The following is an 18,646-nucleotide window of genomic DNA, read 5'->3' as shown; positions in this document are numbered from 1 at the left end:
TATTCCTCCTATTAAATCACATTAGCTCCTAATGTATGTTTGAAATGTTCTAACGCCCATTGATGACCTAATTGGTTGAAGCTGGCCACACAATCCTCATAGACGGTAAGTTGAAAGCCTTTATTATAAGCATCGATTGCAGTGTGAAGGACACATATATCTGTACATACTCCCACTAAATGTAGATCTGTTATACATCGTTCCCTTAATTTAATTTCTAAATCAGTACCTGCAAATGCAGAATACCTTGTTTTGTTCATCCAGTATACATTGTTCTTTTGTTTATTATGTTGATAAATTTCATTTACTTTCCCATATAATTCTCTTCCCTTTGTACCTTTAAGATTATGAGGGGGAAAAAGCTTATTCTCTGGATGATATTTATCATTTCTCTCATGAATATCAATTGCAAAGACCACAAAGTCATTATTTGCAATAAATGTACTCGTTATGTCAGCAATTGCCTGTTCTATTAATTGACCTGGTTTCCCACAGGTTAATGCCCCATCCTCAGAAACAAAATCGTTTGTATAATCAATTTGAATTAACGCTTTTTTCATGATAAAAACCTCCTTTTATTTAACAAGTTGTTAATTATAAATGTTAAAAAAAATCAATATGTGGGTTAAGCTGTATTAACCCACCTGTAAAAATTAATATCTTGCTGTATAAATAGGTTTGACTATATCCATCTCAATAAATTCATATAATTGAGTAGGGATTTTTGACGTTCTTTGTGTTTTCTGACCTATAACTGGCTTTATAAACGGAAGAGATTTTATTTTTCTAGCAAAGCTTTGATCACTTGCAATTGCAGGATCGTCCGTTACTGTTAATAATAAAGCTTGAAGCTCAGAATAAGTAAAATACTTCGGTAAAAAGTTTTTGGCAACTGTTGTTTGAAGTAAATCGCCTGTTATTTGTTTTATGGCATCCTGAATTATTTGTTTATGATCGAAAGCTAATTCAATTCGAAATATATCTTCTAAGGAGAATAGTTCTACTTCTGCTGCATCATCATTTGCTTGACGTGTAGATAAGTATTGCTCAGGGACAATTGCATAATGAGCATTCGAAATAATCCAGCCCCGCGGGTCTCTTCCAGGTTGATCGTACACGCCAAAATGCTTTATGTGAATACCTTTTACCCCTGTTTCTTCTTCCAGTTCACGCCCTGCTGCCTCTAAAGCAGATTCATTCTCTTGTACAAACCCACCCGGTAAAGCCCATTTCTCTGCTTCAATATTTAATTGTCCTTCCGCATTAAGGTTTGATCGCTTTATAAGCATAAGCTTCAATTGCATAAGGGGTGGTTTGTATTCAGCCAGTTGTTTGGAAACAATTGTAAATACAGCAATATCTGAAGTATAACCATCAGGTGTGCGAAATTTTTTGATATCATATTGTCTTAATGCTTCTTCATTTGACATTTGGTAGCCCTTCTCTTTAATTAACGTTTTGTTAATTAAAATTATATCCTTAAAAAAGGAATTGTCAATAGTAAATCAATTTTTTTTTGATTACATTACTTAGGCTGACAACACAATTCGCCTTCACCTTTTTCGATAGCTGCCTTTAAACTATTGAGTACCTGTACCCAAGCCATTTGATGCCATTGAAATGCCTCTGACCATTCATTTGTATCTTTGAAGCCATCATGAATAACCTTAACAGAAGTTGTATCTTCATCAATCGTTTGAAAGCTTACTTTAACAACAGTCAATTCATTATTATTCATCACTTCATTAAATTGGTCAGGACCCTTCCAGGAAAAATGCAATTCCTTCTGATGAGCAAGATGAAGAACTTTACATCCCTTTGTATTCATGCCCTCTTTATTACCAGGCACGAAATATAACTCATATGCACCACCAATTTCAGGTTCAATCACAGTCTCAGGGGCAAACCATTCTGAAACTCTACTCGAAATTGTCCATGCATGCCACACTAGATCTAGAGGCGCATCAATTGATACTTCATGTGTTAATTGTCTATCTTTCGTAATATTATTCACTTACAACTTCCCCCTTCCGAATGATTTAATATTCTATTAATTCACTCTATTATACTTTTAAAAATCTCCATTCACAAACTATTTCTAAATGACAAGTTTGTGGACATGAATAATTCTATACTAAACTAATTGTTTAATGTTGTTTAATAAATAACCGTAATGATCATCTATTAAAATAAAAAAACTGACTCAAGAATTTTTCCTCGAATCAGCTTTCATAAACCTTATGCTTTTGAAATATCAATAAATCCTTCACCAAATACATCTCGGACATCATGAATTGCAATAAACGCATTTAAATCCACTTTTTTTACGATTCTTTTTAGCTTCACTACCTCTTGCTTACTAATGACAATATAGAGTATATCTTTTTGATTTTTCGTATAATATCCATGTCCTGAAAATACTGTCACACCTCTGTCCATAAGAGTAATTACTTGCTGGGCAATTAAATCAGGTTGGTTTGAAATGATGGTAACTGCCTTTTTCGGGTTTACACCTTCAATTACAAATTCCATCACTTTTGTGCCAATATATAGCATGATAATTGTCAACATCAGTTTTTCAACGCCAATGATAAAATAGGAAGAGAAAGCAACAATTAAATCAAAAAAGAGCAAGCCATAACTAATGCTCCACCCAAGATATTTATGTGTAATTCGAGCTAAAATAGTTGATCCAGCTGTCGTTCCACCTACTCGGATAATCATTCCGATACCAACTCCAGCAAATATCCCTCCGAAAATGGCATTAACAAATAGTTCATTGGAATCAATTCTCCAATGTTCAGTTAAGTGAAGGAATATGGAGTTAAATACAACTGCAATAATCGTATAAATCGTTGTCGTTTTGTTCAAAAACTTATATCCAACAAGCAATAATAATAAATTAAGAACAAAGTTTATCAGTCCTGGACTCCATTGAAAAAGATAATAAAGTATAATCGTTGTCCCTGTAACTCCGCCTTCACCTAAATCATTGGGAATTACAAAAAGATTGACAGCTAATGCAAATATAAATGCACCAACAATTAGAAACAAAATATCTATTAACCTTTTTTTCATACGTACCACCTTAGTCTATCCTTGATGAATCATTTCATTATACGTTTTAATAGATTTAGTTTCAATACTTATTAAAAAACGGGTTTATTTCCTTTAATTTAAGGCATATTTACAACAAAATTGTTTTGATTTTTTTCTATGATTAATTATTAAAAACGTATTTAAAAATGCCATTCAATGATTCTTAATCAAAGAAGATCCCACTGGAAGTAATTTCTAGTGGGATGATAGAATCAAAATTTAATTGTTACTTCATGTCATTTTAAACAAACGTGACATGCATTATTTTATACCAATCTTCCTCGATCTTTTCTATACAGTTAAACTACCATCTACTGATACGATAGAGCCTGACATAAAGCTAGCTTTATCAGAAGCTAGGAATAAAACAGCTTCTGCTACCTCCTCAGGTTCACCATGACGTCCCATGCGCATTGGCGACATTTCTTCAGGAACATATCCTGTTTTTTCTAATGTTTCTCCTACACTTTTAAATAATGGTGTTACGATTCCACCTGGACATACTGCATTAATTCGAATTCCCTTATTTGCATATTCAATTGCTGCTCCCTTTGTTAATCCAATAACCGCATGCTTACTTGCAGAATAAACTGCAATACTGTGCTCTGGACGAATTCCTGCAGATGATGCCGTATTAATAATTGAGCCCCTCCCTTGTTCAAGCATTATAGGGATCACATATTTCATACCAAGAAATACACCCTTTACATTAATATCCATAATTCTCTCATATTCCTCTAATTCAACAGTTGTAAACGGTGCAAATTTTTGAATGATACCAGCATTATTGAAAAATACATCAATACGGCCATATTTATCAACAGTTTTTTGAACATAGGCTTGTACATCAACTTGATTTGAAACATCCGCTTTGACGAAAATACATTCTCCTCCTTCATTACGAATTAGGTTAAGTGTTTCTTCTCCCGTCGCTGGATTAAAATCTACAAGAACAACTTTATACCCATTACCTGCTAATTTAATGCTTGTAGCTCTACCAATACCACTACCTGCTCCTGTAACGACGGCAACTTGATTATCATTTGACATATTCAGATTCCTCTTTCCTGTAATTAAATTAATTGTTTGGAACATTATTCACTAAAGATTTTCTATTTGCTAATCTCTCATTAATCATAGTCAAATAGATTCCTAATGATATAGAATCACTGGAGGACCTCTGCAATTCACTTGAATTCTCTCCATCTTACTTTCTATTTGAGGAATCAATTGATTCGACTTTTTTAGAATGAGATTTGCTTCTTATATAATCATCATAATTACCATTGTAATTAGTGACTCCTGTTGGCTGAAGTTCTAAGATTCTAGTTGCTACCTTATTAATAAAATATCGATCATGTGAAATAAAAAATATGGTACCCTCGTAATTCAATAATGCTGTTTCCAATATCTCTTTAGTAAACAAATCTAAATGATTCGTCGGTTCATCTAGTAATAGTACATTTGCATTTTCTAGCATTAGTTCAGTAAGTGCAACCCGAGCTTTCTCACCACCACTTAGCGCGGAAATTTTCTTAAAAACATCTTCGCCGTTAAATAAGAAATTCCCAAGTATTGTACGGATTTTCGCTTCTTCTTCGTGAGGAAACTTAGTCCAAACCTCTTGAAGAATGCTCTCCCTAGAGTTCAAAGTAGCTTGTTCTTGATCATAATAGCCAATCTTAACTTCATTGCCCCATTTAATTTCCTCACTTGTGAGTGTATTATTGACTAATTTTTTAATCAATGTTGATTTTCCAATACCATTGGGTCCAATTAATGCAACCTTATCCCCTCTTTGCATTTGAAAAGTAATATTCTTTATTAAAGAATAGCTATTATCTTTATCAGCAAAAAGAGCTAGGTCCTTTACATCTATTACTTCTTTATGTGATTTTTTTTCGATTGGAAAAGATAGTTTTGTTTTCTTTAAATCTCCAAGAGGTTTATCTATTTGTATAATTCGTTCAAGCTGCTTTCTTTTATTTTTTGCACTTTTGGATGATGTTGCCCGAACGATATTTCGTTGAATATAATTTTCCATTTTTGCTATATCTTCCTGTTGTTTAACATATTTCTTCGATAGAATTTCTTGATCCTTCTCTTTACTTTCAACATATTTTGAATAATTACCCACATATCTGCGAGCTTCTGTGCGCTCAATTTCATAGATGGAGGTTACAAGGGAATCTAAAAAGTATCGATCATGAGAAACGATCAGGATCGTTCCTACATATGAATGTAAATAATTCTCTAACCATGTTAAGGTTTGTAAATCTAGATGGTTGGTTGGCTCATCTAATATAAGTAAATCAGGCTGTTGAAGTAATATTTTGGCTAATGCTAATCTTGTTTTTTGCCCTCCACTTAACGTATTTATTTGTGTACTAGTTGAAATATCACTAAAACCCATTCCGTTTAAGATTCTATGAATTTTTGCTTCTTTTTCATACCCATCATTCTGCATAAACCAATCTGATTTGTTGGCATAACGATTCATCGTTTTTTCGTACTCGTTTGAATCTGTCATAATTGCTGGATTTGCCATCATGCCCTCAAGCTCACGAAGTTCTTTTTCAACTTGAAGTAAATGATCAAAAACGCTCATCATTTCATTCCAAATGGTCAGCTTATCTCGCAGACCGCTATCTTGACGAAGATAGCCGATTTTTGTTTCCTTTTTTATGTGGATTTCTCCGTTATCATAAGGAATTTCTCCAGCGATGATTTTTAATAAGGTTGATTTTCCCGCACCATTGACTCCAACCAACCCTACCCTTTCACCAGCTTCAATTTTCATCGATATATTAGAAAGTATCTGCTCCCCAGAGTAATACTTATCAATCCCATTTAGTTGCAGTAACATTTTTTCACACTCTTTCTTGTATTATTGTTTTCCAAAGGGCTTTATCCAAAAACATTAAAGACTCTTTAAATAAGCCCATAAAAAAAAGACGCCGAATATATCGGCGTCTATCACATAATTTAATAAGCTTTGTATCCAGAAAGAAATAATCGTCAAAAACACAAAAGGACGCCTAAACAGCTGGCGTCCAAAATATTATGATCATGTCAACTCATTAAATCTATTGATATTTTCAATTAAGGAGCAAAAAGCATCCGACAGCTGTTTTCGATATGAAGTTTGCTTAAAAAAGGGCAGACTAATCCCTTTACTAGCAAATCCCCTAACAATCTTGGTGATTTTACCATTTCTTCCAATTGTGACATAACAAAAACAGAATCCATTGCTTATTGCCTCCTTTCTCATTTTAGTAGTTAATGATGATTATAGCTTCTTTACGCACCCATTTTACTCTATTGTTACAAGGAAAACAAGCATAAGAATCTAACATGACCAACAAATCTTCATAGTCATAAATATTTTCTATCCAGTCTGCCCTTCTTTACAAAGGGAACTGGGCATTATACAGGCAATCAAACTATATGAAAATTGCCGTTCATATAATAGTGACTTATTAAAAATGATCTCTTTTTTGTCTCGCTTGATTTAACCAATAATCAGATTTTTCCTTATTCATTTCCACACCTGCGCCCAATTCATATTTTTTTCCAACATTGAACATAGCACTCGGATCACCTTTTTTTGCTGCCAATAAGTTCCACTCAAAAGCCTTTTTGTGATCTTTTTTGACACCAATTCCATTGCCATACATATAACCTAAATTAACCATCGCTGTGGTATTGCCATTATTCGCACTTTTTATGTTCCACTTCAGGCTTTCATTTATGTTCTTCTTCACTTTAATCCCCTGTTCAAAATAAGCTCCTAATAGCGCTTGAGCCTCTGCATCCTCTTTTTGTGCTAATTTCATTAATTCATCGACTGAAAGCTTACTATAATCTAGATCTTGATTCACAAATGAATAGAAGGTGTATAAACCAATCGAAACGACTATTGTTAATAATAAAAATATTCCTCTTTTTTTCATCAGATTTATCCTTTCATACATACTTTCTAATTTTTAGAATTCAGCAGTTAATGGCATCATAAAAGATTCACCATGCAAAAGGAGCTGACCTCTGATCATTAAATGATTTTCAGTATTGTATTCGATTTCCTCTACATGCGGAAGCTTGAATACATCAGGAGAAAAGTAGAATTCAATAGTGTGAAACGGAAATGGTATGAAAGCACATAATTCTTCTATTGCAGGAATCGTTTCACTTACTATATCGAATACTCGACATATTCCTTTGCTTACTTCAAATACGATGATTGTATTTAATTCCTTAATATAATAAAATTTTTGATTTAAATTTGCACTGTAAAAGTTAAAATAAAGTGCATGTTCATATGTAAGAGGAGCAAATTTCTTTGATAGAGCCTCTTTATGTGGAAAGATATTCATTAAAATATTTACATCCTCCTGATTGAAAAGATTCAAATTTTTCATTTTAGGTGGAGGATTAAAAGGTACATGATTATACTCTATTTTAAAATAATATTGCTTGACAACATGGAATCCAAATGGAGTATAAAGTGATGGGCTTTCGGTGAACAAAAAAGCATATTCATACTGTTTATCAATATCTACTAATATTTTCTTGAATAGATCTTTCATCAGCCCTCTTCCTCGATAAACTGGGTCCGTCATAACCGATTGAATACCCACACATTTTTTACGTACTCCATTTATTTGCATATCCAGTGGGAATATAGATGCATTCGCGACCGCTTGCTCACCATCGAAGTATGTATAGGGTACATATTGATCATTCCATAAACCTCTATTGTAAAAATCTTCAAGCAAGCTTGTTTCAATGCCAAATATCTTCTCAAAAAGTGGATATAATTTTTCGCGTTTATTTGGATCATTCGTGAAATTAGTATGAAAGTTTAGTTGATCATTCATTCATTAACCTCATTAATAGTATTTTAGTTTCATAATCTCGTCGAATACTAAAGTTGTTTTCTTATAGTTTGTTCATTTTGAAATGCCATCTTCGGCTTTTCAATTTAACCACTTATTTTTACTAATTCTCTATTAAAAACCATTTCCCCACATTGCATTAATAAATACCATATAAAAAGTAAAGATTCCTGTGATGAAGATGAAAATGATAGGTACCATTCTCATTTTATTACTTTTTATCAATGTAATCACATAAACAATAAACGAAATGATTGCAGCAAGATAGTAAACAATAATCATTGCAAAGTTTGAGAGAGGCCCTAAAAATAATGCGAACACCGCAAATTGAATTAAAAAAACGAATATGGAAATAGCCACCCATATTAAGCTATTTCTGATCATTAGAACATTTTTAATAGAATACAACATTAATGTGATGACAAAAACTGTAAGCATCCATTCATATACAAAAAATAAATTTTCTTTCTCGACAGCAAAATAATATCCCACGATAGAGATCGGAATAATTAGAAGCAGTAAATATGCATTTAATTTAAGATTAAACGTTTCATTCATCATTCTACTCCTTTATTTAATGGAATAACTAATCACCTAAACCTTACATTCTACAATCCTTCTTAATTTCCCTTTTATACAAGGCTTTTTTTTCGTATAATTTATTGCAATTGTAAAAGTGAAAATTATTATTTATTTTCTTCCATTTTCGATCGATAAAAATCGCTACACAAAAAATTGCTACAATGAAAAGTGTAGCCCAATCGAGATAAACTCCTGCCCTTAATTGTTTTGTAAACTGTGACACTCGGTGAGCATTATAAAATTTCTAAAGTTAATTAATTTTAACTTTTATCATAATTATTAAATAATATGCATTGATTAACCATAGAGGTCATAATAACCTTTTATTTTTGACGCGAATTTTTAAATTTACGGAGGTTGATGATTATGTCAAATGTATTATTAAGTTCTGCAGTAACAATACGTCATTCGCTCATTCAACAGGTACAATCGATTCCTGAAGAACTTTTCGATATTATACCGGAACCTTTCACTAATTCGATAAGATGGAATATTGGACATATTATCTTATCTCATAATTATTTTCTCTCTTTAGGCCAACCGAACATATCTAGCCTTCCAGAAAACTATACACAACTTTTCAAACCGGGCAGTAAGCCATCTGATTGGACTGAGGTCCCGCCAACAAAAGATGAACTAGTCAATTACCTATCAAACCAACTCTCTAATCTTTCAGAGATAGCTTCTAGCACATTCGCTAAACATTTGGATACACCGGTAGAAATCGGACCATTAAAATTAAATACATTTGATGAGGTTTTCAATTTTTCAACAATACATGAAACGAGTCACCTCACAACTATTTCATGTCTATTAAAAGTTCTTCAGTATCAAAAGTCTAAATAAGGCTACATATACCGATAAATTAGTATTCGCAAACCATATCCTAAAGAAGCCTACATTGAAGGACTATCAATGCAGGCTTTTGGCACGTTCCAGTTTATTCATATTACTTATAACTAAATAATGATCATTCATCATTTTTCACAGGACTATCTTTTAGCCCTATGATAAACGCGCTAATAATTGAGAGAGCAACGATAATAAATGGCGCATAGAAAATTAATATTTTTTCCATTTAGACTCCTCCCCTATACATGACCATTTTCTTTTCCTCTTATATAATCCTTATCAAATAGAAATAATTTAAGAACTAGATATAATGAAGGAATTAATAAACAAAAACCTGCAATAAAAGCAATGACCAGTGCAATCGCCATCGCCTTGTTCGTAAACGAATCATACAAAGTTAAGTGTGGGTAAAGCAAAAAAGGGTAATGGGATACGCCATAAGCGAAAAAAGCAAATGCAAATTGCCCCACTAATAACGTTAATGCCATCCCATAATTTTTACGTTGCCAAATGAGCCATACTGTAATGACAAACATAATTGCAGATATTACGAATAAGTACCATACTTCAACCATTCGTGCATAGTGATCCGGATTGTGCCTCCGTAATTCCACCATAATACCAATCACTGCAATAACTAAAGGTATGGCCCATATTAAGGCATATTTCCTAAGTAAATTTGTCGCTCCAACATCATTAGCTTTATTTGCATACCAGGTTAAAAAAACGGCTGAAATATAAAGCACAGCTGCAATTGCAAGAACGACTATACTCCATGTTAAAGGACTAGTAAACAATCCCCAATAATCTAAAACCGGCTGTCCATTTTGCAGGGATATAAAGCCGCCTTCAGAGATAGTCAATACAACAGATAATGCAGCAGGTAATAATAATCCAGCCACACCATACATAAATGAGTAGCCCTTATGTCCCCGTGAACCATATGATTCAAAAGCATAATAACTTCCTCGAATGGATAATAAAATAATCCCAATACTCGCTGGTACCAGTAGGGTTGTACCATAGTAAAAAGCCGTTTTTGGAAAAAAACCTACAGTTCCAACGAAGAAAAAAACTAAAAATACATTGGTTATCTCCCAAACAGGTGATAGATAACGTTGGATAATATGAGTTAGTATATGCTGGCGCCCCGTTAGAACACTATATGCATTAAAAAAGCCTGCTCCGAAATCAATGGATCCAATAATGACATAACCAAATAAGAATAGCCACAATACTGATATACCTAATATTTCTAAATTCATAATCCAGCACCACTCCTATCAGCTTGTCGATCGGCAATTTCTTTTTCAATTGGATTTTTTCGGAACATACGAAGTAAGACAACTACACTTCCGATTCCAAGAACTAAATATAATAGACAAAAGAGCATCAGCATAAGATCAACATGTTCACTTGTTGTAGCTGCATCAGCAACCTTCATATATTTATACAATATCCAAGGTTGACGCCCCACCTCTGCGAGCCACCAGCCCGCTTCCAAAGCAATAATAGATAATGGGGCACCGGCTACAATGATCCAACGAAACCAATTTGAAGAGATAAATTTCCATTTCTTGATTTTACCAAATACAAATATAGCAGAAAATACGATCATAAATGTTCCAATGATCACCATCGTGTCAAATAAGTAATGAATATATAAAGGGGGGGTTTCATCTTTTGGGAATTCATTTAACCCTGTTACCTCAGCTACTGGGTTCGTATGGGCTAATATACTTAAAGCGTAAGGAACTTTAATGGCGTATTTCACTTCCTCCCCATTTATTACACCAAATAATTTTAGCGGAGCTCCTTTTTCTGTTTCAAAATGCCATTCTGCAGCGGCAAGTTTTTCAGGTTGGTATTCCACTAAATATTTCGCAGAAAAATCTCCTATAACTAAAGTAGCAATCGAAAATACTAGACCTAATTTCATATATAAGAATAAGGCTTTTTTATAGTAAATATGTACAGAACCTTTTAATATTCTATATGCTGCAATTGCAGCTAATACAAATGCAGAAGTCATATAAGCAGTAACAAGAACATGTCCTACCTTTGTTGGCATTGCTGGATTCAGCATGGCAAGAACAGGTTTAATATTCACTAGTTGACCATTTACTACATCAAACCCTTGTGGTGCATTCATAAAAGCATTCACAATCGTTATGAACACGGCAGACATGGATGCACCAATGGCTACCGGGATTAGTAAAAGCAAATGCTTTTTCTGATTTTCGAATCGATCCCAAGTGTATAAATAAATACCTAGGAAGATAGCTTCAAAGAAAAAGGCAAATGTCTCCATAAAAAGGGGCAAAGCGATCACATTACCTGCTAGTTGCATGAAATTTGGCCATAATAGAGATAATTGAAGACCAATAGCCGTTCCAGTTACAACACCAACTGCTACTGTAATAACAAATCCACGTGCAAGACGTCTTGCAAGCAAGATATAGTGCTCATCATTTTTCTTTATAGCAACCCACTGTGCAATCATAATCATCAACGGAACGCCGACACCGATTGTAGCGTATATAATGTGGAACGATAAAGTAAGTTCAGTTAAGACACGACTATAATAAACAGCATTTCCGTTGTCCATACATAAAGCCTCCTTAGCCTCCGAAAATTCGCCCAATAATTGACAATAGCATGATCCCAGCTACAATAAAGCTGAGCCATATAAGTTTCTTTTCTTGAGATTTATACATACTACCAACTCCTTTTTAGTATCTTACCCTTTTAAACAATTTATTAACTTTATTCTCGTGTATAAATAATGAAAAATTACTGACTAAGAGTACATTGGAGTTAGTATGAACGTTGTATAGTTCATTAGAATAGATGAAATTTTTTTAAACTTCTCTGCTAATAAAAACATAAATGATGCATAGTTATCAAAAAAATGATATTAAAGGGGATATGGTGGAAGAATGAAAAAAATAGTTAAGAACGAGGATTTGAAGATGCTATTTCTGGTATGAAACTACATGACTCCGATTCGGTCATATGTCATTTGCTATACCAATATATTAAATATTTTTTAATCTTAATTAACATTAAAAAATAAGAACCAAATGACTTTCTACCTGTAAGTACACTCATTAACATAGAGGAAAACAAAAAGAGATTTTGATAACCAAAATCTCTCCTTATTTTCAATTATTCTCTTTTTACTGCCTCAAAAGTTACTGGAACATTAGGGTTATTCGGATATTTACCAAACTGATAATTTTCAGAAACGACAATATGTTCAAAGCCAATATGTTCTAATAAAAGTCTGAATTCTTCTATTCCATACCACCTTAAGGGAAAGCGCTCCAATTCAGTTTGTACGAGTGTACCATTTCTCCATTTCTCATATCGTCCATGTGAGATAAGATACTGATTAATATAATCTACCTCAACATTAGTTGTTTCTAATGTAATCACATCTCCGTTTTGACAGGACCATGTTCTTGTAGAAACTTTTCCTAAATCAATTTCAGTTTGTAAAAAAATATCAATGATTAATTTCCCACCATCAACTAGATGTCGATAAAAATTATGTAACGCTTGAATAGACCTTTCTCTTTCATGTAGTAATAAAAATGTTCCAGATGGAATAATAATTGCCTCATATTTCGTTTCAAGTGAAAAGCTTTCCATTTTAGCCTCGAATAGCTTTGGATTTAAACCTCTTTTATGACAATTTTCACGACATATAGTCAACATTTCGTTTGAAATATCAAATCCATCCACCTTAAATCCTTCTTCTAACAGAGGAATAAGCATCCGTCCTGTACCAGTTGCTGGTTCCAGTATTGGCCCACTAATAGATGCTAATCTTTTACTATAAAATTCAATATCACCAAATGAATGACCTATTGGCTTATCCAAATCATATACTTCAGATGAAAGCTTGCTATAATAACTTAACAAAATCAGCCCTCCAAATATTATTCAGTACGATCCTTTTATGATTATCAACACAAATCGTTTTTAATAACTATTCCATATTCTAAGTAAATTTTTAATAAAGTTAATGCTTCCCCCCAACCAATTGCACAATCTATACAAGCTTCAATATCATGCTCAGTATCGACGTATCCTATTTCATCTAATTGGACTAGAGTCCCATTCTTATAATCTATCAGTTTAAAAGAAACCACCGTTTTTCTCTTCACAGGAGACCACTGGAATACAAAACGGTGATTCGGGATAGCCTCTAGGATTACTCCACCATCTTCCATATCCCTTTCATCAATTCCAAATTTTGACCATCTTAATTTGATTTCTCCAGTTCCATCTGGTCTAATATCTAGCTTTGTATCATCCGTAAACCAAGCATTCCATCCGTCTGCAGATGTAAGTACTTCATAAATCTTTTTTCTATCTACTTTTATATATGTACAATGTTGAATCATAGGCATAGGGAGAACTCCTCCATACAATCTTATATTAATTTGTACATGCTTTTACAATGAAAATTAGTATTAATATAATTAGTATTGATAGTAAATTTATTAAACAACCACCGTCTGGAAATCCAGTAAGTGCTCTTGCAAAAGTATTGTTTAGTATGGCTCCCGGATTTTTTGACTGTTCTTTTGACTGGAGTTTGTCTCTCTGCTCTCTAGACATCAAGTTCATTCCTTTCGAGTGAACATTTATTTATTTAAAAATATGATTGAGACTTGAGGAGTGAGAGAAGGTACAAGTTCAGTTAAAAATTTTAATTTCCGCACTTTTAGTATGACTCTTTCCTCAAACATTGTTGCTATTTAGGTAAAGTTTTAAACGAATAAAAATATGATGAGGATCGACAAGTCTCATTCCACTTAGAAAAAGAGCTGTAAATTTTATAGAAAACAAAACCCTTTATTTTTAGATGCAAAAGCTGGTAGTAGGGCTTTAACAGATGCAACAAACTATACTACACTTAGTATTGTGAATAGAGAAAATACATTGAACTTTGCTCCAATCTTCTTTTTTGTTCTATTCAATTCCTTTCCTTTCCTTTCATTTGGATTATAGTATGTAAATATGGAAATGTATATAAATATTTGTAATTATAAAAAAATTAACTTTATTATTATTAATAACGGCCTAAAATAGATTTTCACCTTTAATCGAATGACTATACTTTTTTAGTCAATGTATATGCAGTTTTCTAATCTATGTAAAAGCAAAGCCAGGCAATTAAGCCTGGCCTTTATACACGAATTATGATCACTTTTTATAATATATAGCAAAGTAATCAACTTCCTACTATCGTTAAATTATAGATTACGAGAGTTCATTAAGATACGCGTTGAAGGGACACCATTTGAAGTTACTTATAATAGCCTGTAGCAAATACGTAGGTTAAATGGATTTATGCACCCATTAACGAGCAATTCTAAAGACCTAGATAAATAAAAAAAAAAGATTCTATCCAATAACCATTTGATTCATCTCTTGAAGCTTGCTTAGTATTTCAAAAAAAGTTGGATATGACACCTTAATTGCTTCACTATTTTCAATAACCGTTTCTCCATCAGCAAGACATCCTGCAATGGAAAGCATCATCCCGATACGGTGATCTCCATGGCTGTTTACGTACGCTCCTTTCAATGGGGTTTTACCATGAATAATTAACCCATCTCCAGTTGTTTCAATATGTGCACCCATTCTATTTAGTTCCTCAGCTACGGTATTAATACGATTGGTTTCTTTCACTTTTAGTTCACTAGCATCCTTAATAATGGTTGTTCCTTCTGCTTGGGTAGCTGCAAGAGCAATAATTGGAATTTCATCGATTAATCTAGGAATCATTTCACCACCGATTTCCGTTGCTTTTAAAGGGGCAAATTTAACTTCCAAATCGGCAAATGGCTCGAATGTTTGTTCCTCCTTCCCTGTTTTTTTAATAGAAGCCCCCATCCTCTCTAAAACATCGATGATCCCCGTTCTAGTTTGATTTATTCCAACTCTTTGAATGGTAATATGACTATTTGGTATAATAGAACCAGCTACTAAGAAAAATGCTGCAGACGATATATCTCCTGGTATATCAATTGTTGTGGCGGTTAGGCTCTGCTTCCCCGCAATAGTTACTTTTTTACCACTTCGGTGTATCGTTACTCCAAATGCCTCGAGCATGCGTTCAGTGTGATCTCTTGAGACATGAAGCTCCGTAACAGAAGTTGTTCCTATTGCATGAAGGCCTGCAAGTAGGATCGCCGATTTAACCTGTGCACTGGCTACTGGCATTGTATAATTAATGGCTTGCAAGCTTCTTCCATTAATGGCGAGCGGAGTATATTTACCATCTTGACGGCCATCCATTTTTGCTACCATTAACCGTAATGGTTCAACAATTCGATTCATCGGTCGTTTAGCAATGGAAGAATCCCCTTGCAGGCAAGCGTATAAAGGCAAACCTGCCAGTAAACCCGATAACAATCGGATGGTTGTTCCCGAATTTCCAACCTCAAGTACAGATGCAGGCTCCCGTAAATGCTTTATCCCTTTCCCATCAATTTCTACGTAATCCCCTTCCTGCAATATGTTTACTCCAAGCTGCCTTAGACATGAAATCGTACTCAAACAATCATCTCCTGGTAAAAATCCTTTTACCACCGTTTTTCCGTTCGCAATTCCACCTAACATAATAGCTCGATGGGAAATCGATTTATCCCCAGGAACAGCTATCGTTCCTTTAAGACCATTTTTTGTTTTCCTTACCACTTTTACTGTCACTAGTTTCCCTCCTGCTAATATTTTTCACTGAATTCATTGATCAACCTTTAAACATGACTTGGTAAAGAATCACGGTATTCTTTTGCACCTTCAAAAAAATGATGGATCGCTTGTTCATCACCAGTCTGTAAAACAGTAGTTAAATTACGAATTTCATTCATCCAATCCTCCATTAATTCCATTAAATTACGGCGGTTATCCATAATGATTTCGCTCCAAATGCTTGGATTACTTGAGGCAATTCTTGTAATATCACGAAATCCTCCTGCTGCCATTTGACGGATAAGGGGTTCTTTTGTCGCATGTTTTTTTGCTTGATTCACCAATACTCCTGCCATTAAATGTGGAAGATGACTAATCATTCCTACAATATAGTCATGCTCATCCTTGTCGAGAATATGGAGACGTGCATTGGTACCTCGTAACCAATTTTTTAATTCACTTATTCTATTCTTACTGATTTCAGGGGAAGGCGTAAGAATATAGTACGCACCGTCAAATAAATGTAAATCGGCATTTTCTACTCCGGTTTTATGAGAGCCCGCAATCGGGTGCCCGCCAATAAAGGTTACTTTTCTATTAAACAACTCATCAGCAGCCTCCATTATCTCCCCTTTTGTACTACCTGTATCTGTAATAATGACATTTTCTCTCAATGTCATGTTTGCTAATTGTTTCATTATTTTTCTCAGTTCTAATACAGGTGTTGATAAGATGATTAAGTCGGCAAGTTCGGCTCCTTGCTGTAAAGAATCCACTTTTTCATCAATAACGTTGAATTTAATTGCTTTTTCTATTTCATGTTGATAAATATCCAAACCATAAATTTTTGATATGCTCCCCTTAAAGTGGACAGATGAAAAAACAAAAATCTGTCGTTACTCTAGGGGGATTTTTTATGTCAAAAAGAAGTAAATATTCTACCGAGGAGAAATATCAAATTTTAATGAAATACATAGAGGGGGAAATGAGCCCCAGCAGTTTGATAAAAGAATATAAAATATCTAAATCCACACTCCATAGCTGGAAAGATAAATATGAATTATATGGTATTGATGGTTTAAAGGAATCACGCAGATGGAAACAATACTCGGATGAAATAAGATTAAGGGCAATTCAAGACTATATATCTGGTGATTATTCCATGTTGGAAATATGTAGAAGGCATAAAGTGAGCCGTGGCGCCCTCAGGGGTTGGATAAAGAACTATAATAATCATAAGGAAACGAGACAAACAAGTCAGGGGGAATCCCTTATGATTCATTCTAGAAAATTGTCTTTCCAGGAGAAAGTGGAGGCAGTTCATTTTTGTATAAAGAATGGCCATGACTATTCAGCTGTCATGAAGAAATTCCAAATTAGCTACCAGCAAATATACAGTTGGACAAAAAAATATGAAGCAGATGGACCAGAGTCCCTACGGGATCACCGTGGAAGAAAGAAACCTCAAGAAGAAATGTCAGAACAAGAGAAATTAAGGATAAAGATTAAGGAATTAGAAGCAAAAAATTATCGATTGGAAGCTGAAAATGCTTTTTTAAAAAAGTTGGAGGAAATCGAAAGAAGGCGGTACTAAGCAAGGTTCGGAATGAAGTCGCTTATTGTGCAATACGGGAATTAAATGAAAGAATGAATTACCCTATTCAGCTCCTTTGTACAATAAGTCATACCAATCGGTCTTCATACTATAAATGGGTCAATCGAAAGGAAACGGATCAGGAACGCGAAAATCGCGGATTACTTAAAGAAATTAAAGCGATTTATCAAAAGGTGGATGGAATATACGGTTATCGACGTATTACCATGAATCTCAATCGGAAAATGAATAAGCATTATAACACAAAACGAATTCATCGTTTAATGCGATTAGTTGGCCTACAATCAAAGATACGACGGAAAAAGAAATGGGATCATCGCCCATCTGATAATAACGTGGAAGAGAATATCTTGAACCGAGAATTTACGGCAGTACACCCAAATGTAAAATGGGTAACTGATATAACAGAATTAAAATATGGGAATGGTCAAAAGGCCTATCTAAGCGCTATTTTAGACCTGTATGACAATTCTATCGTATCCTTTGTATTGGGACATCGAAATGATAATAATTTAGTCTTTAAAACCATCAAAGGTGCCTTAACGAAGAATCCTTTACATGATGAGCAACGTTTAATTCATAGTGACCGTGGCTTTCAATATACATCAAATGGATTTAAAAGGATAATCGAAAAAAACCATCTTATCCACAGTATGTCTAGAGTAGGAAAATGTATTGATAATGGATGCATGGAATCATTCTGGGGGACTTTGAAAGTAGAAAGATATTATCTTCATCATTATCAATCCTTTGAGGAGCTTCAAAAGGATATCAAAGATTATATAAAGTTTTATAATCAAGACCGTTTACAAGCCAAATTTAATGGCCTTAGCCCGATAGAATATCGAACTAAGGCCATTGCCTAATTTTATTTTTTTATACTGTCTACTTG

General features: G+C 33.8%; 20 protein-coding genes. 3 read left to right on the top strand and 17 right to left on the bottom strand.

The genetic code is table 11. The features are described 5' to 3' along the window. Positions 1–11 precede the first annotated feature (11 nt). The 10 genes from MHI39_RS12140 to MHI39_RS12095 all read right to left on the bottom strand — a co-directional run bounded on the left by MHI39_RS12140 (position 12) and on the right by MHI39_RS12095 (position 8,552). On the bottom strand, positions 12–560 hold the full coding sequence (locus MHI39_RS12140; RefSeq protein WP_058006735.1) for an isochorismatase family cysteine hydrolase: 549 nt from the start codon (positions 558–560) through the stop codon (positions 12–14). A 93-nt stretch (positions 561–653) separates the two neighbouring features. Further along, positions 654–1,430: an NUDIX hydrolase gene (locus MHI39_RS12135; protein ID WP_058006736.1), complete on the bottom strand. Its 777-nt coding sequence runs from the start codon at positions 1,428–1,430 to the stop codon at positions 654–656. A 95-nt stretch (positions 1,431–1,525) separates the two neighbouring features. Then, positions 1,526–2,014: an SRPBCC domain-containing protein gene (locus MHI39_RS12130; RefSeq protein ID WP_259545297.1), complete on the bottom strand. Its 489-nt coding sequence runs from the start codon at positions 2,012–2,014 to the stop codon at positions 1,526–1,528. 224 nt (positions 2,015–2,238) lie between these two features. After that, positions 2,239–3,078, bottom strand: coding sequence for a YitT family protein (locus MHI39_RS12125; RefSeq protein ID WP_071974865.1), 840 nt, complete (start codon positions 3,076–3,078; stop codon positions 2,239–2,241). Positions 3,079–3,390: 312 nt separating this feature from the next. Continuing rightward, complete coding sequence (locus MHI39_RS12120) at positions 3,391–4,149, bottom strand: glucose 1-dehydrogenase (RefSeq protein ID WP_180213564.1); 759 nt, start codon at positions 4,147–4,149, stop codon at positions 3,391–3,393. A 157-nt stretch (positions 4,150–4,306) separates the two neighbouring features. Continuing rightward, positions 4,307–5,965, bottom strand: a complete 1,659-nt coding sequence (locus tag MHI39_RS12115) for an ABC-F family ATP-binding cassette domain-containing protein (RefSeq protein ID WP_342541292.1) — start codon at positions 5,963–5,965, stop codon at positions 4,307–4,309. 236 nt (positions 5,966–6,201) lie between these two features. Further along, positions 6,202–6,348 carry a hypothetical protein gene (locus tag MHI39_RS12110; RefSeq protein WP_259545294.1) on the bottom strand — a complete coding sequence of 49 codons (147 nt, stop codon included), beginning with the start codon at positions 6,346–6,348 and terminating at the stop codon, positions 6,202–6,204. A gap of 230 nt (positions 6,349–6,578) precedes the next feature. Continuing rightward, on the bottom strand, positions 6,579–7,052 hold the full coding sequence (locus MHI39_RS12105; protein ID WP_071974868.1) for a tetratricopeptide repeat protein: 474 nt from the start codon (positions 7,050–7,052) through the stop codon (positions 6,579–6,581). A 33-nt stretch (positions 7,053–7,085) separates the two neighbouring features. Next, complete coding sequence (locus MHI39_RS12100) at positions 7,086–7,976, bottom strand: GNAT family N-acetyltransferase (protein WP_342541291.1); 891 nt, start codon at positions 7,974–7,976, stop codon at positions 7,086–7,088. A 132-nt stretch (positions 7,977–8,108) separates the two neighbouring features. Further along, a complete protein-coding gene (locus MHI39_RS12095; RefSeq protein WP_071974870.1) occupies positions 8,109–8,552 on the bottom strand; it encodes a hypothetical protein in 444 nt (147 codons plus the stop codon). Between the two features lie 390 nt (positions 8,553–8,942). Here MHI39_RS12095 and MHI39_RS12090 point away from each other — a divergent pair, with 390 nt between their 5' ends. Continuing rightward, entirely contained in the window at positions 8,943–9,422 is a 480-nt protein-coding gene (locus tag MHI39_RS12090; protein ID WP_071974871.1) for a DinB family protein, read from the top strand. 245 nt (positions 9,423–9,667) lie between these two features. Here MHI39_RS12090 and MHI39_RS12085 read toward each other — a convergent pair whose 3' ends face one another. From MHI39_RS12085 to MHI39_RS12055, 7 genes are all read right to left on the bottom strand, one after another. Further along, a complete protein-coding gene (locus MHI39_RS12085) occupies positions 9,668–10,693 on the bottom strand; it encodes a cytochrome d ubiquinol oxidase subunit II (RefSeq protein ID WP_071974872.1) in 1,026 nt (341 codons plus the stop codon). Continuing rightward, entirely contained in the window at positions 10,690–12,036 is a 1,347-nt protein-coding gene (locus tag MHI39_RS12080) for a cytochrome ubiquinol oxidase subunit I (protein WP_278892335.1), read from the bottom strand. Before MHI39_RS12080 ends, MHI39_RS12085 begins: the two co-directional genes overlap by 4 nt. A gap of 560 nt (positions 12,037–12,596) precedes the next feature. Further along, entirely contained in the window at positions 12,597–13,355 is a 759-nt protein-coding gene (locus tag MHI39_RS12075; protein WP_278892337.1) for a class I SAM-dependent methyltransferase, read from the bottom strand. 44 nt (positions 13,356–13,399) lie between these two features. Further along, the gene (locus MHI39_RS12070) at positions 13,400–13,846 is read right to left on the bottom strand and encodes an SRPBCC domain-containing protein (RefSeq protein ID WP_259545291.1); all 447 of its coding nucleotides are present in this window, start codon (positions 13,844–13,846) and stop codon (positions 13,400–13,402) included. A gap of 28 nt (positions 13,847–13,874) precedes the next feature. Continuing rightward, complete coding sequence (locus tag MHI39_RS12065) at positions 13,875–14,057, bottom strand: hypothetical protein (RefSeq protein ID WP_251336971.1); 183 nt, start codon at positions 14,055–14,057, stop codon at positions 13,875–13,877. A gap of 789 nt (positions 14,058–14,846) precedes the next feature. Then, a complete protein-coding gene (gene aroA, locus MHI39_RS12060) occupies positions 14,847–16,157 on the bottom strand; it encodes a 3-phosphoshikimate 1-carboxyvinyltransferase (RefSeq protein WP_259545290.1) in 1,311 nt (436 codons plus the stop codon). 47 nt (positions 16,158–16,204) lie between these two features. Then, positions 16,205–16,975, bottom strand: coding sequence for a prephenate dehydrogenase (locus MHI39_RS12055; protein WP_342541290.1), 771 nt, complete (start codon positions 16,973–16,975; stop codon positions 16,205–16,207). An 80-nt stretch (positions 16,976–17,055) separates the two neighbouring features. On the opposite strand from MHI39_RS12055, the gene MHI39_RS12050 reads away from it, so the two are divergent. Both MHI39_RS12050 and MHI39_RS12045 read left to right on the top strand, forming a co-directional pair. After that, positions 17,056–17,733 (top strand): helix-turn-helix domain-containing protein, encoded by a 678-nt coding sequence (locus MHI39_RS12050; RefSeq protein WP_058006963.1) that lies wholly within the window; start codon positions 17,056–17,058, stop codon positions 17,731–17,733. Positions 17,734–17,765: 32 nt separating this feature from the next. Then, positions 17,766–18,620 carry an IS3 family transposase gene (locus MHI39_RS12045; protein WP_139254916.1) on the top strand — a complete coding sequence of 285 codons (855 nt, stop codon included), beginning with the start codon at positions 17,766–17,768 and terminating at the stop codon, positions 18,618–18,620. Positions 18,621–18,646: the final 26 nt, after the last annotated feature.

Source organism: Heyndrickxia sp. FSL K6-6286 (assembly GCF_038630395.1).
Classification (GTDB): domain Bacteria; phylum Bacillota; class Bacilli; order Bacillales; family Bacillaceae_C; genus Heyndrickxia; species Heyndrickxia oleronia.
The sequence above is the reverse complement of the archived record's forward strand: the minus strand, read 5'-3'. Positions and strand labels throughout refer to the sequence as shown.